Source organism: Paeniglutamicibacter kerguelensis (assembly GCF_017876535.1).
GTDB lineage: Bacteria > Actinomycetota > Actinomycetes > Actinomycetales > Micrococcaceae > Paeniglutamicibacter > Paeniglutamicibacter kerguelensis.
Genome location: NZ_JAGIOF010000004.1, coordinates 426532 through 449923, shown reverse-complemented (window position 1 = coordinate 449923; position 23392 = coordinate 426532). Strand labels below are relative to the sequence as shown.

The 23392-nt window shown below is 63.5% G+C and carries 24 protein-coding genes; 13 read left to right on the top strand and 11 right to left on the bottom strand.

Translation table 11 applies throughout. The features are described from left to right. The first annotated feature begins 50 nt into the window (after positions 1–50). Positions 51–1256, top strand: coding sequence for an endonuclease/exonuclease/phosphatase family protein (locus JOF47_RS21400; protein ID WP_210002702.1), 1206 nt, complete (start codon positions 51–53; stop codon positions 1254–1256). Positions 1257–1347: 91 nt separating this feature from the next. Here the strand turns inward: JOF47_RS21400 and JOF47_RS21395 are convergent, their stop codons facing one another. From JOF47_RS21395 to JOF47_RS21375, 5 genes are all read right to left on the bottom strand, one after another. Next, complete coding sequence (locus tag JOF47_RS21395; protein WP_210002700.1) at positions 1348–2790, bottom strand: amino acid permease; 1443 nt, start codon at positions 2788–2790, stop codon at positions 1348–1350. Then, entirely contained in the window at positions 2783–3862 is a 1080-nt protein-coding gene (gene hisC / locus JOF47_RS21390; protein WP_210002698.1) for a histidinol-phosphate transaminase, read from the bottom strand. Before hisC ends, JOF47_RS21395 begins: the two co-directional genes overlap by 8 nt. Positions 3863–4000: 138 nt before the next feature. After that, entirely contained in the window at positions 4001–4573 is a 573-nt protein-coding gene (locus JOF47_RS21385) for an Lrp/AsnC family transcriptional regulator (RefSeq protein ID WP_210002696.1), read from the bottom strand. 76 nt (positions 4574–4649) lie between these two features. Beyond that, complete coding sequence (locus tag JOF47_RS21380) at positions 4650–5984, bottom strand: D-arabinono-1,4-lactone oxidase (RefSeq protein WP_210002694.1); 1335 nt, start codon at positions 5982–5984, stop codon at positions 4650–4652. Further along, the gene (locus JOF47_RS21375) at positions 5981–7213 is read right to left on the bottom strand and encodes an alanine racemase (RefSeq protein ID WP_342592892.1); all 1233 of its coding nucleotides are present in this window, start codon (positions 7211–7213) and stop codon (positions 5981–5983) included. Before JOF47_RS21375 ends, JOF47_RS21380 begins: the two co-directional genes overlap by 4 nt. A 114-nt stretch (positions 7214–7327) precedes the next feature. On the opposite strand from JOF47_RS21375, the gene JOF47_RS21370 reads away from it, so the two are divergent. Further along, positions 7328–7951 (top strand): alpha/beta hydrolase, encoded by a 624-nt coding sequence (locus JOF47_RS21370; RefSeq protein ID WP_210002692.1) that lies wholly within the window; start codon positions 7328–7330, stop codon positions 7949–7951. A gap of 173 nt (positions 7952–8124) precedes the next feature. Beyond that, positions 8125–8571 carry a DUF2871 family protein gene (locus tag JOF47_RS21365; RefSeq protein WP_342592891.1) on the top strand — a complete coding sequence of 149 codons (447 nt, stop codon included), beginning with the start codon at positions 8125–8127 and terminating at the stop codon, positions 8569–8571. Positions 8572–8672: 101 nt separating this feature from the next. Here JOF47_RS21365 and JOF47_RS21360 read toward each other — a convergent pair whose 3' ends face one another. Further along, positions 8673–9050 carry an SHOCT domain-containing protein gene (locus JOF47_RS21360; protein ID WP_210002688.1) on the bottom strand — a complete coding sequence of 126 codons (378 nt, stop codon included), beginning with the start codon at positions 9048–9050 and terminating at the stop codon, positions 8673–8675. A gap of 335 nt (positions 9051–9385) precedes the next feature. Here JOF47_RS21360 and JOF47_RS21355 point away from each other — a divergent pair, with 335 nt between their 5' ends. Further along, the gene (locus tag JOF47_RS21355; RefSeq protein ID WP_210002686.1) at positions 9386–10246 is read left to right on the top strand and encodes a hypothetical protein; all 861 of its coding nucleotides are present in this window, start codon (positions 9386–9388) and stop codon (positions 10244–10246) included. 3 nt (positions 10247–10249) lie between these two features. On the opposite strand, the gene JOF47_RS21350 is transcribed toward JOF47_RS21355, so the two are convergent. Next, positions 10250–11521: a DUF445 domain-containing protein gene (locus JOF47_RS21350; RefSeq protein ID WP_210002684.1), complete on the bottom strand. Its 1272-nt coding sequence runs from the start codon at positions 11519–11521 to the stop codon at positions 10250–10252. Positions 11522–11635: 114 nt separating this feature from the next. On the opposite strand from JOF47_RS21350, the gene JOF47_RS21345 reads away from it, so the two are divergent. Then, positions 11636–12496: a glycerophosphodiester phosphodiesterase gene (locus tag JOF47_RS21345; RefSeq protein ID WP_210002682.1), complete on the top strand. Its 861-nt coding sequence runs from the start codon at positions 11636–11638 to the stop codon at positions 12494–12496. 169 nt (positions 12497–12665) lie between these two features. Here JOF47_RS21345 and JOF47_RS21340 read toward each other — a convergent pair whose 3' ends face one another. Further along, entirely contained in the window at positions 12666–13220 is a 555-nt protein-coding gene (locus JOF47_RS21340) for an HdeD family acid-resistance protein (protein WP_210002680.1), read from the bottom strand. A gap of 135 nt (positions 13221–13355) precedes the next feature. On the opposite strand from JOF47_RS21340, the gene JOF47_RS21335 reads away from it, so the two are divergent. Both JOF47_RS21335 and JOF47_RS21330 read left to right on the top strand, forming a co-directional pair. Next, complete coding sequence (locus tag JOF47_RS21335) at positions 13356–14066, top strand: AzlC family ABC transporter permease (protein ID WP_210002678.1); 711 nt, start codon at positions 13356–13358, stop codon at positions 14064–14066. Next, complete coding sequence (locus JOF47_RS21330) at positions 14063–14377, top strand: AzlD domain-containing protein (RefSeq protein ID WP_210002676.1); 315 nt, start codon at positions 14063–14065, stop codon at positions 14375–14377. Before JOF47_RS21335 ends, JOF47_RS21330 begins: the two co-directional genes overlap by 4 nt. Before the next feature lie 27 nt (positions 14378–14404). Here the strand turns inward: JOF47_RS21330 and JOF47_RS21325 are convergent, their stop codons facing one another. After that, positions 14405–14950, bottom strand: a complete 546-nt coding sequence (locus JOF47_RS21325) for a hypothetical protein (protein WP_210002674.1) — start codon at positions 14948–14950, stop codon at positions 14405–14407. 127 nt (positions 14951–15077) lie between these two features. On the opposite strand from JOF47_RS21325, the gene JOF47_RS21320 reads away from it, so the two are divergent. The 5 genes from JOF47_RS21320 (at position 15078) to JOF47_RS21300 (ending at position 18875) form a co-directional block, all read left to right on the top strand. Then, complete coding sequence (locus JOF47_RS21320) at positions 15078–15383, top strand: thiamine-binding protein (protein ID WP_210002672.1); 306 nt, start codon at positions 15078–15080, stop codon at positions 15381–15383. Between the two features lie 5 nt (positions 15384–15388). Further along, entirely contained in the window at positions 15389–16078 is a 690-nt protein-coding gene (locus tag JOF47_RS21315; RefSeq protein WP_210002671.1) for an O-methyltransferase, read from the top strand. A gap of 65 nt (positions 16079–16143) precedes the next feature. Then, a complete protein-coding gene (locus JOF47_RS21310; protein ID WP_210002669.1) occupies positions 16144–16665 on the top strand; it encodes a GNAT family N-acetyltransferase in 522 nt (173 codons plus the stop codon). Then, the gene (locus JOF47_RS21305) at positions 16658–17533 is read left to right on the top strand and encodes a spermidine synthase (protein WP_210002667.1); all 876 of its coding nucleotides are present in this window, start codon (positions 16658–16660) and stop codon (positions 17531–17533) included. Before JOF47_RS21310 ends, JOF47_RS21305 begins: the two co-directional genes overlap by 8 nt. Before the next feature lie 184 nt (positions 17534–17717). Beyond that, entirely contained in the window at positions 17718–18875 is a 1158-nt protein-coding gene (locus JOF47_RS21300; RefSeq protein ID WP_210002665.1) for a methyltransferase, read from the top strand. A gap of 92 nt (positions 18876–18967) precedes the next feature. Here JOF47_RS21300 and JOF47_RS21295 read toward each other — a convergent pair whose 3' ends face one another. Beyond that, positions 18968–20440, bottom strand: a complete 1473-nt coding sequence (locus tag JOF47_RS21295) for an NCS2 family permease (protein ID WP_210002664.1) — start codon at positions 20438–20440, stop codon at positions 18968–18970. A gap of 169 nt (positions 20441–20609) precedes the next feature. Here JOF47_RS21295 and JOF47_RS21290 point away from each other — a divergent pair, with 169 nt between their 5' ends. Then, positions 20610–21581: a universal stress protein gene (locus tag JOF47_RS21290; RefSeq protein WP_210002662.1), complete on the top strand. Its 972-nt coding sequence runs from the start codon at positions 20610–20612 to the stop codon at positions 21579–21581. Positions 21582–21716: 135 nt separating this feature from the next. On the opposite strand, the gene JOF47_RS21285 is transcribed toward JOF47_RS21290, so the two are convergent. Continuing rightward, complete coding sequence (locus JOF47_RS21285) at positions 21717–23279, bottom strand: C40 family peptidase (protein WP_210002661.1); 1563 nt, start codon at positions 23277–23279, stop codon at positions 21717–21719. Positions 23280–23392: the final 113 nt, after the last annotated feature.

Here is a 23392-nt window from a genome sequence, read left to right as displayed (position 1 = left end):
GGCGGTCCCGAAAAAACCTACCAAAAGGTAGGTTGGACGTTTAGTGTGGGATGGTGCGATACCTGAACCTGCTGGCGCTTGGCGCGGCAACCCTCACCGCGGCGGCGGCAATGGGGCTTGCCCCGGTTCATGCGCAATCCATTCCCGCAGTGAAGGCGGCCCACGTGAACCAAGTATCCACCAGACCAGCGCCGTACCCCGAGTCGCTCGAAACCCCGGCGCGCGGCCTGCGCGTTGCCACCTTCAACGCCTCGCTGAACCGCGGCAGCCAGGGGCAGCTGAAGCAGGACCTGGCGGGTCCCGAGGACCCCCAGGCGCGGGCAGTGGCGGAGATCGTGCAGCGCAACGCCCCCGACATCCTGCTGCTCAACGAATTCGACTACGACGCGGCGGGCAACGCGGCCGGGCTGTTCAAACAGAACTACCTGTCGGTTCCCCAGCGGGGCCAGCCCGCCATCGACTACCCCTACGTCTATCTGGCGCCATCCAACACCGGGATTCCCAGCGGAGCAGACCTGGACGGGGACGGGGTCGTGGGCGGAGCCGCCGACGCGCTGGGCTACGGCGACTTCGAGGGCCAGTTCGCCATGGTGCTCTATTCGAGGTACCCCATCGACACGGCAAACGTCCGGACCTTCCAGGAGTTCCTGTGGAAGGACATGCCGCACTCGCAATTGCCGACCACGTACTACGACAAGGTGGTGCAAGGCGTGTTGCGGTTGCCCAGCAAGTCAATGTGGGACGTTCCCGTGAAAGTCGGGAAGGACACCGTCCACATCGTTGCCGCGCACCCCACGCCCCCGGTCTTCGACGGCCCGGAGAAACGCAACAAGCGCCGCAACCACGACGAGATCCGGCTTCTCAACGACTACGTCGGCGGAGCGGCAGGGGCAGGCTACATCTACGACGACGAGGGCGTCCGCGGGCCGTTGAGGCCGGGAAGCAAGTTCGTGGTGATGGGCGACCTGAATTCGGATCCCGCCGCCGGCGACTCGGATCCGTCGTCGATCAACGCACTGCGGAAAAATCCGCTTCTAGTCGATCCCCTGCCCGCCTTGGACACCGCCGATTTCGGCCGCGGAGCCGACGGCATCATGCGTGTCGACTATGTGCTGCCCTCGACCGCGCTGCAGGTGAGTGACGCCGGGGTCTTCTGGCCCGGGCCCGGCCAAAGCGGCGCGGACCTGGTCGCCGGATGGCCCCCGCCGAGCAGCGACCACCGGCTTGTCTGGGTCGACCTGGACGTCCTCGGGTAAGCGGTCCGCATCCGGGCGGATGCCTCGATGAAACGCCGGAGGGGCGGCCGGATCGGCCGCCCCTCCGGCGTTTGCGTTGGTGCCCGCGGTGTCAGGCGCGCTGCCCCGCCTCGGCGGGTGCGGAGGCCCCGTCCGCAGGCAGGTCGCTGCCAGAATCCGGGCCGTCACCCTCGAGCCTTTTGCGCCGGCGCTGGGCCAGGGCGTTGAGCACGGCAATGGCGATGATCAATCCGGTGGTGGCGATCAGCTGGGTGCGGCTGGCCGGGTCAAAGAGTGCCAGCACCACAATGCCCGCGAGCATGGCCAGGGCCAGCAGCGACAAATATGGGAACCCGGGCATACGAACCGGAAGGACCACGCTCGGGTCCTTGTCGGCGCGCAGGCGCAGCACCAGCTGGGACACCGCAATGAATCCCCAGGTGACAAGCAGCGTGGAGCCCACCGCGTTGAGCAGCATCGGCATGACCAGGTCCGGCGCAAGGTAGTTCATGACAACCGCCACGATGCACAGGACGACCGAGCCGAGCACGGCGATGTACGGGGTCTTGTTCTTGTTCCGCACCATCACCACGCGCGGGGCAAGCTTGCGCTCGGAGAGTGAAAGAAGCATGCGCGATGCCGCATATATGTTTGCGTTCATCGCCGAAAGCAGTGCAACGACGACCACCAGTGCCATGATCGTGTCGATCCACGGAATGTGCGCGGCGCCCAGCACTGCCACAAACGGACCGGCCGCAAGCTCCGGTGAATCCCACGGCAGCACCGCGACCATGACCAGCGCCGAACCGATGTAGAAGACCAGCACGCGCACCAGCACGCCGCGAACGGCCTTGCGGATGCTCTTGCGCGGGTCGTTGCTTTCGGCCGCGGCGATCGCCACGATCTCGATGCCGCCAAAGGCGAAGACCACCATCAGCAGGCCCGCGCATAGTCCCACGATGCCGGTGGGCATGAACCCGCCGTGGGCCACGAGGTTGCTCAGCCCCTTGGCCTCAACGCCAGGCACCAGGCCGAGGACCAGGGCCGCGCCGACGGCAAGGAACACGACGATCGCCGCGACCTTCATGAAGGAGAACCAGAACTCGAACTGGCCGAACTTGGACACGTGGGCCAGGTTGATGGCCGTCAGCAGCCCCACGAAGATCAGCGACCAGGTTCCCTGCGAAACCCCGGGTATCCAGCCGCCGATGATCGCCGCGGCCCCGGTGGCTTCCGCCGAAATGACGATGACTGCCTGGATCCAATACAGCCAGCCGATCACCGCCCCGGCGTTCGGGCCCAGCGCCTTGGTGGCATACACGGAAAACGAGCCGGACGACGGGTTGGCTGCGGCCATTTCGCCGAGCATGTTCATGATCAGGATGACCAGGAAGCCGGCCAGCGCAAAGGCCAGGATGACGCTGGGTCCGGCCACCGCAACGGCCTGCCCCGACCCGATGAACAGGCCGGCCCCGATGGCGCCGCCAATGCCCATCATGGTGATTTGCCGGGTGGTGAGGTTGTTTCCGGAACCCGTGGTGGTGCTGTTAGACATGCGCTGGGGACTCCTGCAATGCGGCGATGACGGCGCTTGCAATCAGCGCGTTGGCAGGCTCCGAACCAATGGAAATGCGGATTCCCTCACCGACGAAGGCACGGGCCCAGATGCCCGCGGCGCGCAACGAGGCGTCGACGGCGGCTGTCCGCTCCCCGGTGTCGAGCCAGATGAAGTTCGCGTGCGAGTCCTCCAGCTCCACGCCCGCCTCGCGGAGGGCGGCGACCAGCTTTGTGCGCTCTTCGATCAACGTGTCGATGCGCACCTGCAGTTCCGGTTCGTTTTCCAGGCTCAGCACCGCTGCGCGCTGGGCCAGGGCCGTCACGCCGAACGGGACGGCGGTCTTGCGCAGGTTTTCCGCCACGGCGGGAGGCGCGATGGCGTATCCGATGCGCAGGCCGGCCAGGCCGTAGGCCTTGGAGAAGGTGTGCAGCACCGCAACGTTGGGGTAGCGGCGGAAGAAGTCCATGCCGATCGCGGATTCGCCGTGCACATTGAAGTGCACGTAGGCCTCGTCGATGACAACAAGCACGCGGGCCGGGACCTTGGCCATGAAGGCGTCGACCGCGGCGGAGTCCACCACGGTGCCGGTCGGGTTGTTGGGGTTGCAGATGAAGACCAGCGACGTGCGCTCGGTGATCGCAGCGGCCATGGCCTCGAGGTCGTGGGCGCCCGCGGCGTCCAGCGGAACCATCACGGGGACGGCGCCGGCAACGTGGGTGAGGATCGGGTAGGCCTCGAAGGAGCGCCAGGCGAACATGACTTCGTCGCCGGGGTTGGTCGTCGCGTGGATCAGCTGTCCCGCGACCTCCACGGATCCGGCACCCAGGGCGATGGTCCCCGGGTCTACGCCGAAGCGCTCGGCCAGCATGCCGACCAGTTCGGGGGCCGCGGCGTTGGGGTATTCGTTGATGCGTCCCAATTCGGCAGCGAGGGCGGTCGTGACGGCGGACAGCGGCGGGAACGGGTTCTCGTTCGAAGAGAGCTTGAACGCCTGTTCGTGCTCGCCGGGGGTGGCCCCCTGCTTGTATGCAGGGATCGCTTGGAGTGAAGTGCGCTGGGCGATTGTCATCGTGCCTCCGTGGAATATACCGGGGGCGCGTCGTCGGTGACGCGCCTCACATAAACTACGAAGCTGGTGTCCGCCGGTCAACTGCCCAGCGAAAGACCATACAAGATGTACACGAAGAGTAGCGATGGCAGTTAAATGTTAGGCATTGTGCCCAGCATTTTTCGTAGCCGAACTTAGCCTACCGCCATTGCGGGCCGAAGGTTCACGCGGTGCGGTTGGCGCTTCCTCGTCGTCCGCGGAGTTTTGCCGGACGGCCTCCCAAGCCAGGGGAAGGGTCCGGTTTTCAAAGTGCGTTTCCAGCACGATCGAGGACGAGGACCTGCTCATTCCCTCGGTAACCGAAATCGCATCCAGCACCCGCTGAAGGTCCTTGGTCGACCGGGCCACGATCTTCACCAGCATGTCGCTCGAACCGGACACCGTGTGCATTTCCAGGATCTCGGGGATCTTGGCCAGTTCCGCGGCGACCCCGACCTGCCCGCGCCTCTGTTGGATCTTCAGCGAGCAGAAGGCGGTCACGGGGTATCCCATGGCCGTGGGGTCGATTTGCGGTGCTATGCGGGTGATGACACCCGACTCGTGGAGCCTGTTCAAGCGGTTTTGCACCGTGCCGCGGGCAACGCCCAGCCGCTTGGAGCACTCCATGACCCCGATGCCCGGTTCGTCGGTGAGCAACTCGATCAAAGACACGTCCAGCGAATCGATTCTCATGCGCCCTAGTATGGGACGCTTCGCGCCGTTGACGCGAATTTGCGCCGACCGGAATCCGTGTTCCGCCCTTCTCGTCTCAGCGCCCCAGAATATGCCGCAGATGCTCGTTGAGCATGGTGCCCTGCGGGTCCGCGGCATCGCGCTGGGCCAGGAATTCATCGAAGCGCGGGTAGACGGATGAGAGGTAGGAGGAATCCCTGGTGTGCAGCTTGCCCCAGTGGGGCCGTCCGCCGTAGTGCACAAAGACCTGCTCCATCGCCTGAAAGAATTCCCGCGAGGGTTCGCCCGCGTAGCGATGCACGGCAATGTAGGCGCTTTGCCTTCCCGAGGCGGTGCCCAGCCAGGTGTCGTCGGCACCGGTGGCCCGCACCTCCAGCGGGAAAGAAATCTTTTGCGGGTGGGACTCGAGGGCCGTGCGGACGGCTGCGAACACCTCGGGCAGCGCGGCCAATTCGACCGAGTACTCCATTTCGCGGAAGCGCACGCGGCGGGGAGCGACGAAGACCCGCTCGGACTGGTCGGTGTAGCTGCGCACGGCCAGCGCCTTCGCCGCGAGTTTGTTGATCGGCGGAACCGTGGCGGGGATCTTGGCACCCACCTGGCACAGCGCGGCGAATGCCGCATTGCCCACCAGCTCGTCGCTGATCAGGCGGCCGTGCCAGGGCACGGGGTCCAGCGGCGCGTCATCGGGCAGGCGCATATTGGTCTTGGCCAGGGCCGTATCCGTGTAGGGGAACCAATAGAACTCCAGGTGGTCGCTCAGCACCACGCGGTCGACAAAGGATTCAAGCATCCCGGCCAGCGGCTCGGGTTCCTCGCGGGCATGGAGCTTGAAGCGGGGCACGCATTGCAGCGTGATCTCCGTCAGCACGCCCAAGGCGCCCAGGCCCACCCGGGCGGCCTGGAAAAGCCCGGGATTCAGGGTGGGGGAGCACTCGCGCGCCTCGCCGTCGGGCAGGATGATCCGCAGGGCGGTGACGGCCCCGGAGAAGCCGGTGAAGGCAAGGCCCGTTCCGTGGGTCGAGGTGTTGATCGCTCCGGCCAGCGACTGGTGGTCGATGTCGCCCATGTTGGCCAGGGCCAAGCCGTAGGGCTCCAGAAGGCGCCCGATGTCGCGCAGCCTGGTTCCCGCGCGAAAGCGCACCTGGTTGGTGGGCAGGTCAACGCGGATGATGCCGCTGAAATGATCAAGCGAGAGCAGCGTCCCGCTGGTTGCCGCGAGGGGCGTGAATGAATGCGCGCCGCCAACCACCTTCAGGGTGGAACCAGTGTCATTTGCGGCACCGAGAAGCTCCATGACTTCGGCTTCGTCTCGCGGCATGGCAACGGTGTCCGGGGTGGCCATCGCGCTTGATGCCCAATTGCGCCATGTCCCGGATTTCGACAGGCCCGGAATGCGTGGATTCCTCACAGGAATGCCTTCCCCTCTGCCCTGTAGGTCGGCCAGGAATCAACGATGTGCCCATGCGAGTACACGGCAATCTCCTCTAGCCGTTCGGCAACCTCGCCGGCCTTGGCGTGCCGGAAATACACGGTGTCGCCGAGTGCCAGCTCTCGTGCGGCATCGCCAACCAGGGGTGTCTGTACTTCGCCCGGCCCCTCGGTGCCGCGGTACTTCAGGCCCGGCGGCCACGCGGGGGTGGGCAGCCGGTCTTGCCCGGCGGGGCCCGAAGCCACCCAGCCGCCCCCGAGCACCGTGACGGTGGACGGGCCCGGCCGCCGGACCACATTCAGCCCGAAGTAGAGGGCGGGCTTCGGCCGGAAATGCCGGTAACCGTCGAAGAGCCCGGGGCCGACGAGTCCCGAACCGGCGGCCACCTCCGTCACCGCGGATTCCCGGGTCGTCGACTCCAGGGAACCCGTGCCTCCGCCATTGACGAATTCGAGGTCCACGAGCGTTTCCAGTGCGGCCACGGCTTCTGCGCGTCGGGTGCGGATGTCGGCCGCCGACGCCCGCTGCATGGCGCGCACGGCCGTACCCTTGGCTCCCGCTTCGCCGTTGCCCACGCCGGCTATCTGGCCCTCGTAGGCCATGAGTCCGACCAGCCGGAGGTTCTTGCGCCGCAGGATCTGGACGGCGAGTTTCGTGACATCCGCGGCGCTGCGCAAGGGGGAGCGCGCGGCGCCGATGGTGACGCCGCGGACCGGCCTGTAGGAGGCATCCATGTCGATGGCGACCCTGACGGGCGGGTGGCCGGGTGCCGCCCGTTCCAGCAGGTCTAGCTGCTCGATGTCGTCGACCATGAGCGTGACGGCCTCGCGCGCCACGTCGCTGGATGCCAGGGCTTGAAGCGCCGAGGCATCCGCGCACGGATAGCCCACCACCACATCGCCGATTCCGGATTCGGCAAGCCAGATGGCCTCGGGGACGGTGAATGCCAGGACGCCGGAGAAGCCGGGTTTGCCTAGGGTGTGCTCGAGGGCGCGGCGAATGCGCAAAGACTTGGAGGCGACCCGGATCGGCTTGCCCGTGGCGCGCTGCACCAGGTCCTTGGCGTTGGCCTCGAAATGTTCCAGGTCCAGCAGCCCCACCGGTCGCGAGACGAGGTTGGCCTCGGCCAGTGCCTCGTCGTACGCCGCAAAGCGGGCGTCAGCAGCCAGCTCGCCGGCCCGGTTCGCTGTTGGTTTTGCGTTGAACACAAACGCCTCCTTAGGCAACCCCTTGCGAGTGATCCCCGTCACCACGGGTTGACCTCAACTTACCGCATGTCCGGGGCGAAATGGCGAAGTGAAACAAGCGGTTACGCTGGGTGCATGGACGAGGCGATCTATTCCCGGGAGGCCGGCCAGCGGGGCAACACCGACCTGGTGGTCCTGCTGCACGGCTACGGGTCGAATCCCGAGCGCATGCTGCCGTGGTTTTCCGCGCTTCCCGCCGGCGCTACCGGTGCCGCGCTCCGCGGACCGTTGGATGTCGGGGGAGACGGGGGCTGGTTCCGGCTGGACTATTTCCTGGCAAACGATTTCGCCGAAGTGGTCTCCGCCGCCCATCGGGTCTTTGACTGGCAAGACAAGTACGCAATCGGCTACCGATCGATCAGCCTGCTGGGCCATTCCCAGGGGATGGCCATGGCAACCACGCTGCACAGGCTTCGCCCGGGGACCTACAAGTCGCTGGTCGGGCTTAGCGGGTTTGTGTTGTCCAACGAACTGTTGAACCTCACCGACAGCGAACCGGCCCCGGGGCGGGGCGCCCCCTTCTTTTGGGGGCGCGATCCGCAAGACCTGGTGATCAACACCGAAGCGGTGGACTTCACAGCGGACTGGCTGGAGAAGCACACGTCGCTGACTGCACGCAGCTACCCGGGAATGGGGCATGGTTTCGGGTCGGATGAGAACCGGGACGTGGCGAGTTTCCTGAGGCACTACCTGCGGTAGCCGGCGGGCGTTGGCCGGTTCGTGTTGGCAATCAACCGGATGGTTGATTCGCCGCCCGCCGTTTCGCGGCAGGGTGGAGCGTGAGGCGGTTGCGCTTTAAGCCCGAGAGCCAACCGGCTGATTGTTGAACTTGTCGGGCGCCACCGAATGGGAGTGTCACCAAGATGATGCGCATGTTGTACACGGCTTTTACCTTCGGGATCACCGGGGTCCTCTCCGGTCTCTACTACCGGGAGCTGACAAAGGGCAATGGCTTTGTGGACCGTTCGGCATCCCAGCTTCCGCTGGTGCATACGCATCTTTTGATCCTGGGGTTCATCTTCCTGCTGATCATCATGGCACTCGAAAAGATCTTCAGCATTTCGTCCATCGCGCCCCGGGCCTTCGCCTGGTTCTACTGGCTGTGGACTGTGGGGGTGGCGTTGACCGGCGGCATGATGCTGGTGAAGGGAACCCTGGTCGTTGTCGGTGCCGACGCGAGCTCTGCGGCGTTCGCCGGAATCGCAGGCCTGGGGCACATCGCCCTCACCGTCGCCATCGTACTGCTCTTCGTGGCGATGCGTGCGGCGGTCAAAAGGGACGTTTCCGTTGTAGCGCAAAAGGCTGCGCAAGCCGCATAGGTTTCGGCCGACCAAGCAAGGCGGGGCGTGGGTGTTTTCAAGACACCCAGGCCCCGCCCTGTTTGGTGCCGAAGGGGCCGGTAGGCCCATTGCTTAGAGATCTAGGCCAGGGCCTTCGCCTTCAACGTGGCGAATTCATCGGAGGTGATGGCTCCGTCATCGAACAACGCCTTGGCTTCCGCGATCTGCTGGCTTGGAGACGTGGCGGTCGCCAGCGAACGGATGTGGGCTTCGGCGCTGTTCGCGGAATCCTGGGCGCGAATCTCCTGTCGAGCCGCCATGCCTTGGCCGCGAATGATGAGGTAAACCAGCGAGGCGAGGATCGGAAGCACGATGAGCAGGAGTGTCCAGAGCGCCTTGAACCAGCCATTGAGATTGCCATCGCGGAAGAGATCGGTAACGATATGGAATAGAACAATCAGGTATGACAAAAGCAAGAAAATAATGACCAAGGACCATAGTGTTTCAGCGAAATTCATGATATTTCCATCCATAGATATCGATGGGAGCAATCAAAATATCGCACCCAGAAATTTCGGGGTAACCGGAGATTCTACAAAGGTTGGAATTATGTGAAGCGTGAAAATTTATTAACTGCGCATTGATTGTTCCAATAATTTTATGCGACCTTTCGTGATGTATCTAGGTGTGTCGGTCGCCGGTGGATTTCTGGAGGGCAATTAGGTTGATGGCGATGGGGTTTCCGGTTGCCGGCAAAGCCAGGCGATTGCCCCTCCAAAAACTGTCTGCGCTTTCGCCCTGCGAATAACACCCGTGCCCGGAAGGCGCTGCTGCCCCTAGAGTTGATCCCAGAATGAAAAAGAACCCGATCACCTCCAGCGTTATTGGCCCCGACGGCAAGCCCGTGGCTGGAATCCAGGGTGCCATCATGAAAGCCGTGGGTGTTCAGCGACCACTCGTCCTGGCTTACCTGCGCCGATTGCGCCGCAAACACCCCAATTACACCGCTGCGGAACTCGCAAAGCTGGTGGAACGCGACTACTTGTTGGCAATCACCGGTTCGGGCGCGGCAGTAGGAGCCACCGCGGCGCTCCCTGCGGTGGGGACCGCCGCCGCCCTGGGTTTTTCCGCCGCGGCGACCGTGGGGTTCCTCGAAGCCAGTGCTCTCTACGGGCAGTCACTGGCCGAACTCCACGGAATCGCGATCGAGAACCCGGACAAGGCGCGCCTGCTCGTCATGGCGATCCTGTTGGGTGACGAGGGCAGTTCCATGATTTCCGCGCTGACCCACCAAGCTGTCGGGCGCGGTGCGGGCCCCGTCAAGGGGTGGGCCGCCATGTTTGGTGCCAACAAGCCCGCCAGCCTCTGGAGCACCATGCAGGGGGCCATGCAAAAAACCTTCATGAAGAAGATGCTGACAACACAGGGCGCCTCGATGCTGGGCCGCATCGTGCCTTTCGGGATTGGTGCGGCCATCGGCGGGGTGGGCAACCGCTACCTGGGCAAACGGGTTGTTGAAGCGGCCTCACTTGCGTTTGGCACGTTGCCCACGACGATTCCCAAACAACTGCTCAGCGATCGCGATCGGGAATCCGGAGTGGTCGTCGTGCCCCCGCGCACCCACGCCACTGAAGCCGATGCGGCCGCGGAAGTCGAGGCAGCGATCGAAGCCGAGCGTTCCCGTCGCATTCAAAATGCAGGTCAACAACCGTAAGGACTAGCCCAGCAGGGCGTTGGCCAAGGTGAATATCGCCAGCCCGGCCAGCGACCCGACAACGGTGCCGTTGATGCGGATGAATTGCAGGTCCCTGCCAACCTGAAGCTCGATCTTGTCGCTGGTCTCCTTGCCATCCCATCGGGCCACGGTGTCGGTGATCAGCGATGTGATTTGTCCACGGTAGTTGTCAATGAAGTAGCCTGCGGCATTGGAAACCCACAAGTTCACCTTCGCCGCAAGCTGTTCGTCCTCACTGAGCCTGCGGCCGAGATCGCGGATTCCGGCAACCATCGACCGGCGCAATTCGGATTCGGGGTTGTTCATTGCATCCACCAGGGCGGCCTTGACCGATGACCAGGTCGTGGCCGCCAACTCACGCAATTGCGGATCGCCCAAGAGCGATTGCTTCAGCGCTTCGACCTTTTCGACCATCAACGGGTCGTTCTGCATGTCAGTGGCGAAGGTCTTGAGCCAGACATCGATACTCAAGCGCATGGGATGGGTCGGATTGGCTCGAACGCCTGCAACGAATTTGGTCAATTCCCGGTGGATTTTTTCGCCAAGCAACGCATCCACCAGCGAGGGAACCCACGACGGTGAGTGTTGGGACACCGTGGAGATGAGCATGGCGCGGTTGCTGGCGACCCATTTTTCCGCGCGCTCTGCGAGCAGGTCGATGGCGGGTTTGTGGTGCCCGTCCTCGATGACACGCTGCATGATTCGACCCAAGGTGGAAGACCATTCCGGGGCGAGCATATGTTTCTTGGCCAGGGATTCAATCAGCACCAGGACATCCCGGTCGTCAAGCACCTCAAGGACCGCGCCGATGACAGTTGCCGCTTCCTGGGCGACCCGCGTGGCCGATTCTTCCTTCGCCAACCAGCGGCCGGCGCTACCGGCCACGTCAAGCTGCTGCAGCTTCACGTCGACAACCTCCCGCGACAGGAAATTCTCCTGGACGAATTCGCCGAGGCTTTCGCCGATCTGGTCCTTTTTGCGTTCAATGATTGCCGTGTGCGGAATCTTCAGGCCCATGGGGTGGCGGAACAGCGCGGTGACGGCGAACCAGTCGGCCAATGCGCCGACCATTCCGCCCTCGGCGGCGGCCCGCACATACTCAAGCCACGGGTATTGGGGTTGCAATGCGAAGGCCACGGCAAAGATGACTGCCATGACGATAAGCAGACCGGTGGCCAGCCGTTTCATGTGGCGCAGCGACGCGGCTTTGGCCGCATTGTTTTCCGCTGCAAGGGACGGTCTGGTGGTTGACATTGGACGTGGCTCCCGCGCCTGAAAGATGGATGGAACAGGATTCCACGATAGTTCACCTGCCGGTTGGAGCGGACGGGTACGCGCCAACCCGGAGCAGGTTGTAGCGTGAACGTCATGCGCACCCTCGTCTATGCCCACCGCGGATCATCGAAGGCCTATGCCGAAAATACCCGGGCGGCCTACATGCAGGCGCTGGTCGACGGCGCCGACGGAATCGAATGCGACGTGCACCTGAGTTCCGACGGGTTTGTGGTGTGCCACCATGACCCCACCGTCGACCGCACCTCCGATTCCACCGGAAGGGTCGGCGAAAAAACGCTGGACCAACTGAGAAACCTGGATTTCTCGTCTTGGAAGAACCCCTCGATCCCGGAGGAATTCGGTGCGATCAACGAACAGCTTGTCACCCTGCGGGAGCTCGTGCTGCTCATGCAAAAGGCGGATCGGGATGTTGGCTTGGCGGTGGAAATCAAGCATCCCAGCCCCTTCGGGCGGAGGCTCGAGGATGCAACGCTGGCCGAACTCACGGACCTGGGCTGGAACGCCAAGGACTCGATGCTCGGAAAGATCTATGTCACGTTCATGAGTTTTGATCCGGGGTCCGTGCGTTACCTGCTGGAACGGATCCCCGCGCGGCACCTGTGCCAGTTGGTCACCGAGGTCGACGAGGAATGGATCGACGAACTGGTGCGCTCGGGTGAAACCGATCGCGCGGGAGTCGCAGCAGTCCTTGCACAGGCAATGACCCAAGGTGTTGAGCTGCTGGATTCAGGTGTTCCACAGTTGGCGGGACCCGGTGTTGCCTATGTGCGCAAGCATCCGTCAGTCATCGCCGCCTGGATGCGCCGGGGTGCAACATTCCGGGTCTGGACAGTTGATGATCCGGAAGATGCGGGTTTCCTTGTAGACCTGGGTGTCGAGCAATTGACCAGCAATGTCCCGGCGTTCATCAAGTCACATCTGGGGATTTCCTGAACACGCAGCGAGCCTGAAATCCCCGGGACTGCCCGAGCCCGTAGACCCGGGCGACCGCTGCCCGCGGACTTCTGGAATGGCTGGACGAACTGATTGCCACGACGGAAACGGTGAATTCCTGGACAAATTCGGCCAAGTCCGCAGCCAGATACCTGTCTAGGTTCGGCGTCTAGGCGGAGGCAGTGCGAAGTGTCTTGAATCCTTCGAACAACATTGCCACGCCGGCAAGGATCAGGAACGTCGCAATGACCACGAGCATCGCCAAGATGCCCGTGCCCGGAGCAATCACCAGCCACAACCCGAGCGCCAGGGTGATACCGCCACTGATCAGCCCCACCCACCAGAACGGGAACATCTTGCGGGCGGCCAGTGCCGAAACAAGCTGGAGAACACCGAGGATCAAGGCCCACCAGCCGATGATCAGTACGACGATAATCGCGGTCTTGTTGGGCCAGATCATGGCAAAAAGGCCGGCAAGTACCGAAACGATGCCCAATGCCAGTAGCCATGGGTTCTTGGTGCCCTTGCTGGAAGCGAACCACAGGCCAAGGCTCAGCGCCCCGTCCAGCAGGGTGAAGAGCCCGAAGATGAAGACTACTGCGGCGACGGTGATGTCGGACCAGATAAGAATGACCAGCGCGAAAATCACGGCAAGCGCTCCGCGGAGGATCAGGGACCATCCAGTTGGTTTCGTCGGGACAACCACAATCGTTCCTTCAAGCATTGATATTCCTTGTCTTTGGATACATCCAGTTCAAGCTTCGGTTTTCCAGTCTATGACCGGTGAACTCCCTCGAGTTGCGTCCGTGCCTAATGAAAACCCATTTGCCATGGCTAAGCTTGGTCTGTGTTCCCTAAAATGACTCCCGCGACCAAGGTTGGCCTGTCCATCGCCGTCGCCACGGGCCTCTACGCCATTTCCTATGGCGCATTGGGAGTTGCCGCAGGACTTAGCGTTTGGCAGGTATCCGCCTTGAGCCTGCTGATGTTCACTGGCGGTTCGCAGTTCGCGTTTATTGGTGTTGTTGCAGGAGGCGGCGCCCCCGGCGCGGCGTTTGGCGCTGCAACACTGCTCGGGGTGCGCAATGCCGTGTATGGCATGCAGATCAAGTCGATGATCAAGCCCCGCGGCTGGCGCAGGCTTGTTGCGGCACAGGTAACCATCGATGAATCGGTTGCCACGGCCGCGGGACAAACCGATCCCGCGGAACAAAAGCGCGGATTCTGGGTTGCCGGCATTGGCATATACGTGATGTGGAATATCTTTACGATCGTGGGCGCACTCCTCGGTGATGCGCTTGGAGACCCCAAAATGTGGGGTCTCGACGGGGCTGCCGTCGCGGCATTCCTGGGCCTGCTGTGGCCACGGTTGAAGTCGGCCGAACCTATTGCCATCGCCTCGGTTTGCGCCTTGGCGACGATTCTTGTGATTCCGTTGGTGCCGCCGGGCATGCCCATCTTGGTTGCCGCGGTTGTCGCGGGCGTCTGGGGCTACTTCGGCAAGGGGCCTTCGGATGAAGGTCTTGAACCCGATGTTGAACCGCATGCCAGTGAAGGGAAGACGCTATGAGCGAGATGTGGTGGTGGATCCTTGCCGGATGCGCTGCAGCCTACGGGATCAAAATGCTGGGCTTCCTGGTCCCCGAAAAGCTGCTGGAGAACGAGAAGGTGACGCGGGCTGCAGGCGCGCTGACCATCGGCCTGTTGGCCTCACTCACGACGGTGAACACCGTGGCCAGCGGCGGCAACGTGGTGTTTGATGCGCGGATCGGAGCCCTGGTCGCAGCGGGTATTGCATTGCTTCTGCGCGCGCCGTTCCTGGTGGTAGTGATCGCCGGCGCGGCCGCCGCAGCCTTGTTGCGGTGGCTGGGCTGGGGCTAAGCGCGGAAACCGGAGTGACCGGCTCGGCTAGTCGATAATGGTTTCGGTGTTTGCTTCCTGGTAGGCGGCTACGGAGTACGAAGTGCCGGCGGAAACCGTCAGTTCCATTTTCAGGGACTTGAAACCCTGCACGATCTCAAATGAATACCCCTGTGATGACCCGTCACATTGGGTGCCGAGGCTGCCGAGCGTGTCATTGCCGAGGGTTATCTCCCCGTCGACACATACAAATTCCACCGTCAAGATTCCGTCTTTGACCGGTTTTGGCAAACGCAGGGAGCGCTGAGTCTTGGTGGCCTCAAGGTCGCCCAGCGAATCCGCATTGATGACTCCTTCGGGGACAAGCTCCGCAGGATCCGGCAGCGATTCCTTGGTGACGGGTTCTTGGGTTTCCTCGGGAAGACCGAATCCATATTCCGCTGAGCTTTCCAGCCATGCATTTGCCGTCGCACTTGGCGCCGTTGAGGGGGTCGGCGTGGGCGTGAAGCCGTCCGCATTGGTCAGCTGAGTGCATCCCGTGAGCGCGAACAACAGCACCGGCGCAACCGCCCAGCGAATGAAGCGTAGTGTCATGGCCTTCATCCTATGGAAGCGATGGACCAGGGAATGCACGCGACATGGGCGAATCGAGGATGAATGGAGGTGCGTCATTCTGACGGGCCGCCGTGACATGCAAGGTGCGCAGTGGCACAGTTGAACCATGATTGTTGCCTTCTCTCTTGCCCCCAGTACCGACAACGCCGACGGTTCGGTCCACGATGCAGTGGCCGCGGCCGTCAAGGTCGTTCGCGATTCGGGACTGCCAAACTCCACCTCCTCGATGTTCACCGAGATCGAAGGGGAATGGGATGAAGTCATGGACGTCATCAAGCGAGCGACGGAGGCCGTTGCGGCTTACGGGTCGCGGGTTTCCCTCGTGCTCAAGGCGGATATCCGTCCCGGCTACAGCGGGGAATTGACAGGAAAAATCGAGCGCCTGGAAAGGGCTCTTGACGCACAGGAGTAGTTCCCATGGATAGTGCAGCCAAGCCGGTCACGCCAGCCGAGGTAGATGCGTATTTCGTCGAAAAGCTTCTTGACTCGGAGCCCGAAATGGATGCCGCCCGCCGGCGGGCGCATGAGGCGGGGCTGCCACGCATAGAAGTCAGCGAGGTCCAAGGCAAATTCCTGATGTTGCTGGCCCAAATCGCCTCGGCCAAACGTGTCCTGGAAATCGGAACCCTCGGCGGCTACTCAACCACCTGGCTTGCCCGCGGTGTGGGGGTCGATGGATACGTGGTGACCTGCGAATTCGAACCCTTGCATGCCAGGGTTGCCGCGGACAACCTTGCCGCGGCGGGGGTTGAGGACCGGGTGGATATCCGCATTGGGGCCGCGCTCGATACCCTCGACGCGCTGTTGGCCGAGGGTGGTGAGCCCTTTGACCTGATATTCATCGATGCCGACAAGGAAAACAACGCACACTACATCCAGTCCGCAATCACCCTGGGCCATCCCGGCAGCGTCATTGTTGTGGACAATGTGGTCCGCGAAGGCGGGGTGCTGCGCCCGGGGGAACCCATTGATGAGAACGGCCGCATGCTCAAGGGAGTCCGCGACGGCATAGACATGCTGGGTGGGAATCCCCGGCTTGATGCCACGGCCTTGCAGACAGTGGGAGTCAAGGGTTGGGACGGATTCGCCCTGGCCGTGGTGCGCTGAAGCAGCGATTAGACGCCCAACGTGCCGCGTTGGGCCGGTTGCCACAAAACACATAGGCTTGCAGCGTGACTACCGAGACCTACACCATCCGCCTTGCCACCCCCGAGGACGTCAAAGCTACCCTGGACATGAAGCTCCGGGCCTGGCGCGAAGCCTACAAGGAACAGCGCCCCGAGTCCTTCTTTGCCGATGCCGAAGCGCGCCTGGAAATGGAAGCCGACTGGTGGGCCCGCGGATTGGCGCAGGGAGCCGAACTCTGGATCGCCACCGACGGGCAGTCCAACGTCATCGGCGTGGCGGGCGGCGGCCCGGTGGCCGATGAGGACTCGGATTCCGGGGTCGGCATCGAATTGCAGGTGCTCTACGTCTTGGCTGAACACCACGGTACCGGCCTCGGGGAAAAACTCCTCGAAACCGTGCTCAACGGCCGCGAAGCCGTGCTCTGGGTTCTGGAAGACAATCCACGCGCCCAGGCGTTCTACGTCAAGCACGGCTTTGCCGCCGACGGCCGCATCGAGGCACTCGCGGACGCCTGGGCCGGCCTGAACGAAATCCGCATGGTCCGCCGGGGCGCCAACCGTGGCTAAGGGACGCGGTAAACGCACCAAAAACACCGGCGAGCAGCCGGCCACCGCCGAGTCCGCCGACACCGGACCGGTCGAGGGAGACTACCCGATCGACACCGGCACGGCCAAGCTGGAACGCGACCACTATTCGCCCGAGGGCTGGGTCCTCAAGGTCAATGGCGTTCCCTCCTCCCACGTGGATCTCGCCGAACCCGAGCGGCTGGACTTCGAGTACATGCGCTGGATCGCCGCACTGATTCGTTCGCGCTTCGCCCCGGCGGTCTTTGACGGGAACGAGTCCAAGCTGAGGGCGCTGCACTTGGGCGGTGGAGCCTGCTCGATGGCCCGTTGGGCCGCCGCAACCTACCCGAACGCCCGCCAGGTGGTGGTGGAACTCGACGGGAAACTCGCCGAACTCGTGCGTGCCTGGTTCGACCTGCCGCGCGCCCCGTTGCTGCGCTTGCGCGTGGGGGAGGCCGGGGATGTGCTTCGAAGCCTGACCGATGCCACCCGCGACCTGGTCATCCGCGACGTGTTCGCCGGAGACCAGACGCCCAAGGACCTGACAACCCTCGAATTCACGGCGCATGCGGCACGGGTACTGGTCACCGACGGCCTCTACGTGGTCAATTGCGGGGACACCCCGGCGTTGGACAACGCCAAGCGTGAGGCCGCAACCATCGGATCGGTCTTCAAGCACGTGGCGATCATCGCCGACCCGCCCATGCTCAAGGGCCGGCGCTACGGCAACGTCATCATCGCCGGTTCCAACGCGCCGATCCCGACGGGTCCCGAATTCACCCGGGAACTGCTCGGCGGCGGGGTTCCGGCCCAGCACTGGGAGGATGCCACGGTCCGGGCCTTCGCCCGCCACGCAACCGCCATATAGTCCGCGTTCTCCCCGAATCCGGTTCGGGGACGCAGGGGGTTTCCGGAGCCGGCGCACCTATAGGCTTGGAGTGCGTCGAACATTCCTGTTCGATGCGGCCGGCCGGGCCGGCGGATCCGCAACAGGATTCCGCAGATTCCGGGCGCAGGGTCGATTTTCAACAGCAGGAGCACCCCCGAACCCCATGAAGACGCCAACACTTGTTTCCTGGGAACAGGACGGCCAAACCCGTACCGCACTCTGGTCTTCCTCCAGCGGGGCCAAGCCGCCGGCGCGCATCGTTCCTGTCGATGACACCCTCACGGCCCACGACGCCCACAAGATGGCATCGCAGGGCATCGGAATGCTCTGGACCGGCGACTACCACAACGCCCGCCAGCTGCTCAGCGCCATGGGACGGCGCGCGCCCGATGCCGGCAAGCCAAAGCGCAAGGCCGAATCGGCAAGCACCGCCGAACGCTTCTACAAGTACCGCCAGGCCCGCACGCAGCGCTCCCGCATGCTTTCGATGCTGCTGGTCCCCGTCGAACCCGGGCCCGTAGTGGCTTTGCGCCGGGCACCGGACATCGCAGAGGCCTGGGTGAACGCCTTCGGCGCGGTCGGCGAAACGACGCTTGTCACCCTGCAGGAGCTGCTCGGCGCCATCGGCGCCCAGCAGTGGCGGTCTACCGGCCTGCAGGTGCCTGCGCTCGGGGCGAAGATCCACCCGCACTACGGGACCTTCGCCCCGGTTCGCGGGGAATACCTGGACCTGGTGGCCGAGGCTGAGCTTCCCGGCATGGACCGCGCCTTCGACATCGGCACCGGAACGGGTGTGCTGGCGGCGATCCTGGCCAAGCGCGGGGTGGCCGAGGTGATCGGCACCGACTCTCAGGAACGCGCGGTGGCCTGCGCCCGGGCGACCTTTGCGGAGCTGGGTCTGGACGACCGGGCCAAGGCCATAGTGTGTGACATGTTCCCGGAAGGGCGTGCCTCGCTGGTCGTCTGCAACCCGCCATGGCTGCCCGGCACGCCGCAGACGCTGCTCGACTACGCGGTCTATGACCCCAAGTCGCGCATGCTGCGCGAATTCCTCAACGGGCTGCCCGGCCACCTGAGTCCGGGCGGCGAAGGCTGGCTTGTCATTTCCGACCTGGCCGAACGCCTCGGGTTGCGCAGCCGCGAGGAGCTGCTTGGGTGGATCGACACCGCGGGGCTGGAAGTCGCCGGGCGCGCGGACACTGTCCCGACCCACGGCCGCAGCGCGGACACCACCGATCCGTTCCACGCCGAACGCTCGGCGGAGATCACCTCGCTGTGGAAACTGCGCGTGCGCCAGGCCGCAGCCGGCCTTGCCGGTTAAACGGCAAGGCCGGGGCCTGCCGCCCCGTTCCACCCCCGTCTGCGGGAGTGGAACGGGACCGCGCGGTCCCCGGCCTGCATGGCCCGGCCGGGCTAGATGCCCACGGCCTGCTCGATCACGCCGATGCCGAAGAAGAGCACGAACGCCCCGGCAACGACCCACATCAGCGGGTGCACCTCGCGGGCGCGGCCCTGGATCGCGCGGATGAAGACGAAGACAATGAAGCCGGCGCCGATGCCGTTGGCGATCGAGTAGGTGAACGGCATCAGGACAAAGGTGAGGAACGACGGAATGGCGACGCCCCAGTCGTTCCAGTCGATCTTGCCGACCTGGGAAACCATCATGAAACCGACGACCACCAGGGCCGGGGCGACGGCCTCGAACGGCACCAGGTAGATCAGCGGGGTCAGGAACATCGCGGCGATGAACAGCAGGCCGGTCACGATGGAGGCCAGACCGGTGCGCGCACCCTCGCCGATGCCGGCACCGGATTCAACATAGATCTGGTTGGAAGAGGTCGAAGCGGCGCCGCCGACAATGGCGCCGAGAGCGTCCACCAGCAGGACCTTGTCCACGTCCGGGATATTGCCGTCCTTGTCAACGGTGCCGGCCTCGTTGGCCAGGCCCACCATGGTGCCCATGGCGTCGAAGAAGATCGAGAGCAGGATGACGAAGGCCAGCAGCAGGGCCGCCGTCACGCCGAGGTGCTCGAAGGCGCCGAAGACATTGACCTGGCCCAGCAGGGAAAGGTCGGGCGCCTTCCACTCGGGCAGCGACGGGACGACCAGGGACCAGCCCTGCGGGTTGACGTTTCCGGTGGCTGCGTCGAATGACGGGCCGATCTTGAAGACGATTTCGAGGATGTTTGCAAGGATGGCCGATGCCACGATGCCGATGAGGATCGCTCCCTTGACCTTGCGAACCACCAGGGCGATGGTGAGCAGCAGGCCAAAGACGAACACCAGGATCGGCCATCCGGCCAGCGTGCCGTCGGAGCCCAGGCCCACCGGGACGGTGGTGCCCGCGGCATCAGGGATGCGTCGCACGAACCCGGCATTGACCAAGCCAATCAGGGCGATGAACATGCCGATGCCGACCACGATCGCTGTCTTGAGGCTCGACGGAACGGCGTTGAAGACCGCGGTGCGGAATCCGGTCAGCACCAAAATCAACATGGTGATACCGGAAATAACGACTAGGCCCATGACATCAGGCCAAGTGAGCGAGGGGTTTGTGGCCACGGTGATCGCGACGAAAGCGTTGACGCCGAGCCCTGTTGCCATTGCGAACGGGTGGCGGGCCCAAGCGCCCATCAGGATGGTCATGATGCCTGCCACCAGTGCCGTCACGGCGGCCACCCGGGAGAAACCAAGCTCGTTGCCATTGGCATCGGCACCGGCCAGGATTAGCGGGTTGAGGACCACGATGTAACTCATGGCAAAGAACGTGGCAAAGCCGCCACGGATTTCTCGCGAGTAGTTGGAGCCACGCTCGGTGACTTTGAAATAACGGTCAAGACGTGAAACTTCCGTCTTGAAAGTGAGGGAGTGATCCTGTTTGGGCATGGGGGAATTATAGTTCGGCATTAAGCCTTTAGGCGAAAGTTCTGTCGAGAATTGAGCCACACGCAACTGTGGATAGACCCACGTCACACTGTGGTGAACAATGGAAGATACGGGCCCCGCACGGGAAAACCCGTGTTGTCTCAGGCCGTGACACGTAGGAGTGAAGACGATGAGCGAAAAATCCGTGCCTCAAGAAGACACCGAGGTCATCGAGGGAATCGTCGTTGGCGTCGACGGTTCGGACCAGGGACTGTGCGCACTGAAATGGGCGGCCCAGGAAGCCAAGCGGCGTGGCAGCATCCTGAACATTGTCACCGCCTACACGATCCCGGTATTCGCTGCTTCCTCCATGGATGCGGGCTATGCCACATTGGACGACCAGCTGATTCGCAACGGTGCAGAAGAAGTCGTCCGGCAAGCCAGGGCGGCCATCACCGAGGAAGGCCTGACGGTTCGTACCTACATCGAATCGGGGGATCCCTCGGGTGTCCTGCTGGACCTCAGCCGCCAAGCCGAACTCATTGTGGTCGGCACCCGCGGGCGCGGCGGTTTCGTCGGACGTCTGCTCGGGTCGGTTTCCAGCGCGCTTCCGGCCCATGCCAAGTGCCCAACGGTTGTTGTGCCACTCTGTGTCGCCAAACGCCCCGAAGACGACCCGGAAATCCAGGACAGGATTGTCGTGGGCGTGGACGGTTCCGACCGTGCTCGCTTGGCCGTGTTGGTTGCAGCCGAAATGGCAGCTTCCCGCGGGTTGTCCATGCGCATTGTTTGCGCCTTGGCTCCGGTCAGCGGCGCATTGGCTTGGATGCCTGCGACGGTCGACCAGGAAGCCGTCACTGCGGACGTGCGCCATCAAATGGGAATCGGCAAGGCCTGGCTGCAAAGCTACTTCCCCGAGCTGAAGATCGAGACCGATGTCATCGAGGGCTCTCCGGTTGAGATCCTGATTCGCGAATCGCAGACCGCGCGACTGTTGGTGACCGGTTCGCGTGGACGCGGCGGATTCGCCGGCATGCTGCTGGGATCCACCAGCCAGGGCGTTTTGCACCACTCAAAGGGCCCCGTGATGGTCGTTCCGGATGGGAAAGACCCGCGTCTGGAAACCCGCCAGCAGTTCGAGGACAGGGCCAACGGGCTGTAGACCCCACGGGGCCGGTGGCTCCCGGGCTCGACGGGACGAAGCGAAACCGCCTGGAAAACAAAAGTGAAGTCGGCTGCACCGGTAAATTCCGGTGCAGCCGACTTCACTTAACGCTAAGGGCCGGTGGCGAGCTGACTAGTAGCGGCCTGCGTACGGATGAATGTTGTTGACCCACGACAAGGGGGTCACCGAAATTCCGCTGGAGGGGTTCCGCGCATGGATGACCTGGCCATTCCCAAGGTAGATGGCCACGTGATAAAACGAGCTGCCGCCGTTGCTCGAAGAGAACACGAGGTCGCCGCGGCGAAGCTGGCTCAACGGCACCTTTTTGGGGGCCGCGGCGTACTGTTGCGACGAGGTGCGGGGCAGGTAAACGCCGGACTTGGCGAAGGCTGCTCCCGTGTAGCTCGAGCAGTCGTAGAGGTCCGGCCCGTTCGCACCCAACTTGTAACCCTTGGAATCGTCGTTTGCGATCACCTGCGCCCAGGAGATGGCGGCGTTGAAGCTGTTCGACGAGGGGGGAACCACCTCATCCACCGGTGGTTTGGGCTTCTCCGGCGTCGGTGTCGGGGTCGGCTTGGGCTTTTCCGGCGTGGGCGTCGGCTTTGGCTTTGGCGCTTCCGGTGTCGGCTTGGGCTTTTCCGGCGTGGGCGTCGGCTTCGGCGCTTCCGGCGTCGGTTCGGGTTTTACCGGCGGGTCTTCCGGTTCGGGGACAACGGCAATGTTCTCGGGCGGCTTGGGTTTTGTTGGCTTGGGAACCAGCGAATCGCCCTGCGGCCGTTCCGTAGGAACCTTCGGCGGAGTGGCCAGGGGTTTGATGTCCGCAGGTTCGCTGGAATTTTCCCGGACAGGCGGAGCCGGTGGGGTGTTGTCGATCAGCTCCTGCAGACGTGCCGACTCGGCCGCTTCTTCCTTGGCCGCGATTCGTGCAGCTTCTTCCTTGGCATCGACATCACGCAGGAATGCCAGCTGGTCGATGAGTTCGGAGCGGAGCTTTTCCTGCGGGGCAATTGAGCCCTCGTAGGTTGACATGGTGGAGGAGGCTTTGCCTGCTGCGGCCAGCTGGGCCGCGGTGGCTTCGTTCGCAGCGGTTTCCGCCGCATCTGCATAATCCTGCCACGCCTTCCACAGGGCGACGGCTTCTTCCGCGGTGCTTACGGTGCGCGCACGGTTTGCGCTCAACGCGCCCATGGTTGATGCCTTGTAAAGGACGTCACTGTCGTCATCGCTGTCGAGCAGGTTGACCACACCGGGGTTGATTCCGCCATTGCGGTAGAGGTCGGAGGCGAGCGCCCCCACGTTTTTCTTGCTTGAATCCAGATACTCCGAGGCCTTTTCAGCCTCGGAACGTGCTTCCGTGGCGGTCCGGGCGCGTTCTTGAAGCAATTCGTCGGCGGCCAGCAGGCCATCTTGTGCGTCAAGGGCCAGGGCCTCGGCGTTTACGAGCCGCGAGCGTGCTTGCTCAATGGTGGCTTCAAGTTGGTCCACCATGGCCCGGAGCTGTTCCGGATTGGACTTGGCCGCCTGCAACTGGGCCTTGGTCGGCAGGGGTGATTCGGCAGGGCCGGGTTCGAACGGAAGCATGATGCCGCTCAGGGGCGATGCCGATGCCGCTGTCGCTGGAATTGCACCAGTGAGGCAGGTGACAGTCAGCGCGATTGCGCAGGCGGTCACGCCCAGGGTTTCCCGGAAAACCATGCCGTGTGTTCCTTACCGCGGCGATCCGCTGAAGAATCTCCCGACATACGCGGGAAAAACGGCCTGAAAATACGGCCTGATCGCTGCTTCTCTTTAGCACCATATGGGATATC

Bases quoted from the DNA above. Each gene is read 5' to 3' on its own strand.
- JOF47_RS21355 (WP_210002686.1), top strand. From the start codon at position 9,386: ATGAAAAAGAACCCGATCACCTCCAGCGTTATTGGCCCCGACGGCAAG.
- JOF47_RS21400 (WP_210002702.1), top strand. From the start codon at position 51: ATGGTGCGATACCTGAACCTGCTGGCGCTTGGCGCGGCAACCCTCACC.
- JOF47_RS21300 (WP_210002665.1), top strand. From the start codon at position 17,718: ATGAAGACGCCAACACTTGTTTCCTGGGAACAGGACGGCCAAACCCGT.
- JOF47_RS21290 (WP_210002662.1), top strand. From the start codon at position 20,610: ATGAGCGAAAAATCCGTGCCTCAAGAAGACACCGAGGTCATCGAGGGA.
- JOF47_RS21345 (WP_210002682.1), top strand. From the start codon at position 11,636: ATGCGCACCCTCGTCTATGCCCACCGCGGATCATCGAAGGCCTATGCC.
- JOF47_RS21370 (WP_210002692.1), top strand. From the start codon at position 7,328: ATGGACGAGGCGATCTATTCCCGGGAGGCCGGCCAGCGGGGCAACACC.
- JOF47_RS21295 (WP_210002664.1), bottom strand. From the start codon at position 20,440: ATGCCCAAACAGGATCACTCCCTCACTTTCAAGACGGAAGTTTCACGT.
- JOF47_RS21360 (WP_210002688.1), bottom strand. From the start codon at position 9,050: ATGAATTTCGCTGAAACACTATGGTCCTTGGTCATTATTTTCTTGCTT.
- JOF47_RS21330 (WP_210002676.1), top strand. From the start codon at position 14,063: ATGAGCGAGATGTGGTGGTGGATCCTTGCCGGATGCGCTGCAGCCTAC.
- JOF47_RS21350 (WP_210002684.1), bottom strand. From the start codon at position 11,521: ATGTCAACCACCAGACCGTCCCTTGCAGCGGAAAACAATGCGGCCAAA.
- JOF47_RS21365 (WP_342592891.1), top strand. From the start codon at position 8,125: ATGTTGTACACGGCTTTTACCTTCGGGATCACCGGGGTCCTCTCCGGT.
- JOF47_RS21325 (WP_210002674.1), bottom strand. From the start codon at position 14,950: ATGACACTACGCTTCATTCGCTGGGCGGTTGCGCCGGTGCTGTTGTTC.
- JOF47_RS21395 (WP_210002700.1), bottom strand. From the start codon at position 2,790: ATGTCTAACAGCACCACCACGGGTTCCGGAAACAACCTCACCACCCGG.
- JOF47_RS21320 (WP_210002672.1), top strand. From the start codon at position 15,078: ATGATTGTTGCCTTCTCTCTTGCCCCCAGTACCGACAACGCCGACGGT.
- JOF47_RS21385 (WP_210002696.1), bottom strand. From the start codon at position 4,573: ATGAGAATCGATTCGCTGGACGTGTCTTTGATCGAGTTGCTCACCGAC.
- hisC (WP_210002698.1), bottom strand. From the start codon at position 3,862: ATGACAATCGCCCAGCGCACTTCACTCCAAGCGATCCCTGCATACAAG.
- JOF47_RS21335 (WP_210002678.1), top strand. From the start codon at position 13,356: ATGACTCCCGCGACCAAGGTTGGCCTGTCCATCGCCGTCGCCACGGGC.
- JOF47_RS21340 (WP_210002680.1), bottom strand. From the start codon at position 13,220: ATGCTTGAAGGAACGATTGTGGTTGTCCCGACGAAACCAACTGGATGG.
- JOF47_RS21285 (WP_210002661.1), bottom strand. From the start codon at position 23,279: ATGGTTTTCCGGGAAACCCTGGGCGTGACCGCCTGCGCAATCGCGCTG.
- JOF47_RS21315 (WP_210002671.1), top strand. From the start codon at position 15,389: ATGGATAGTGCAGCCAAGCCGGTCACGCCAGCCGAGGTAGATGCGTAT.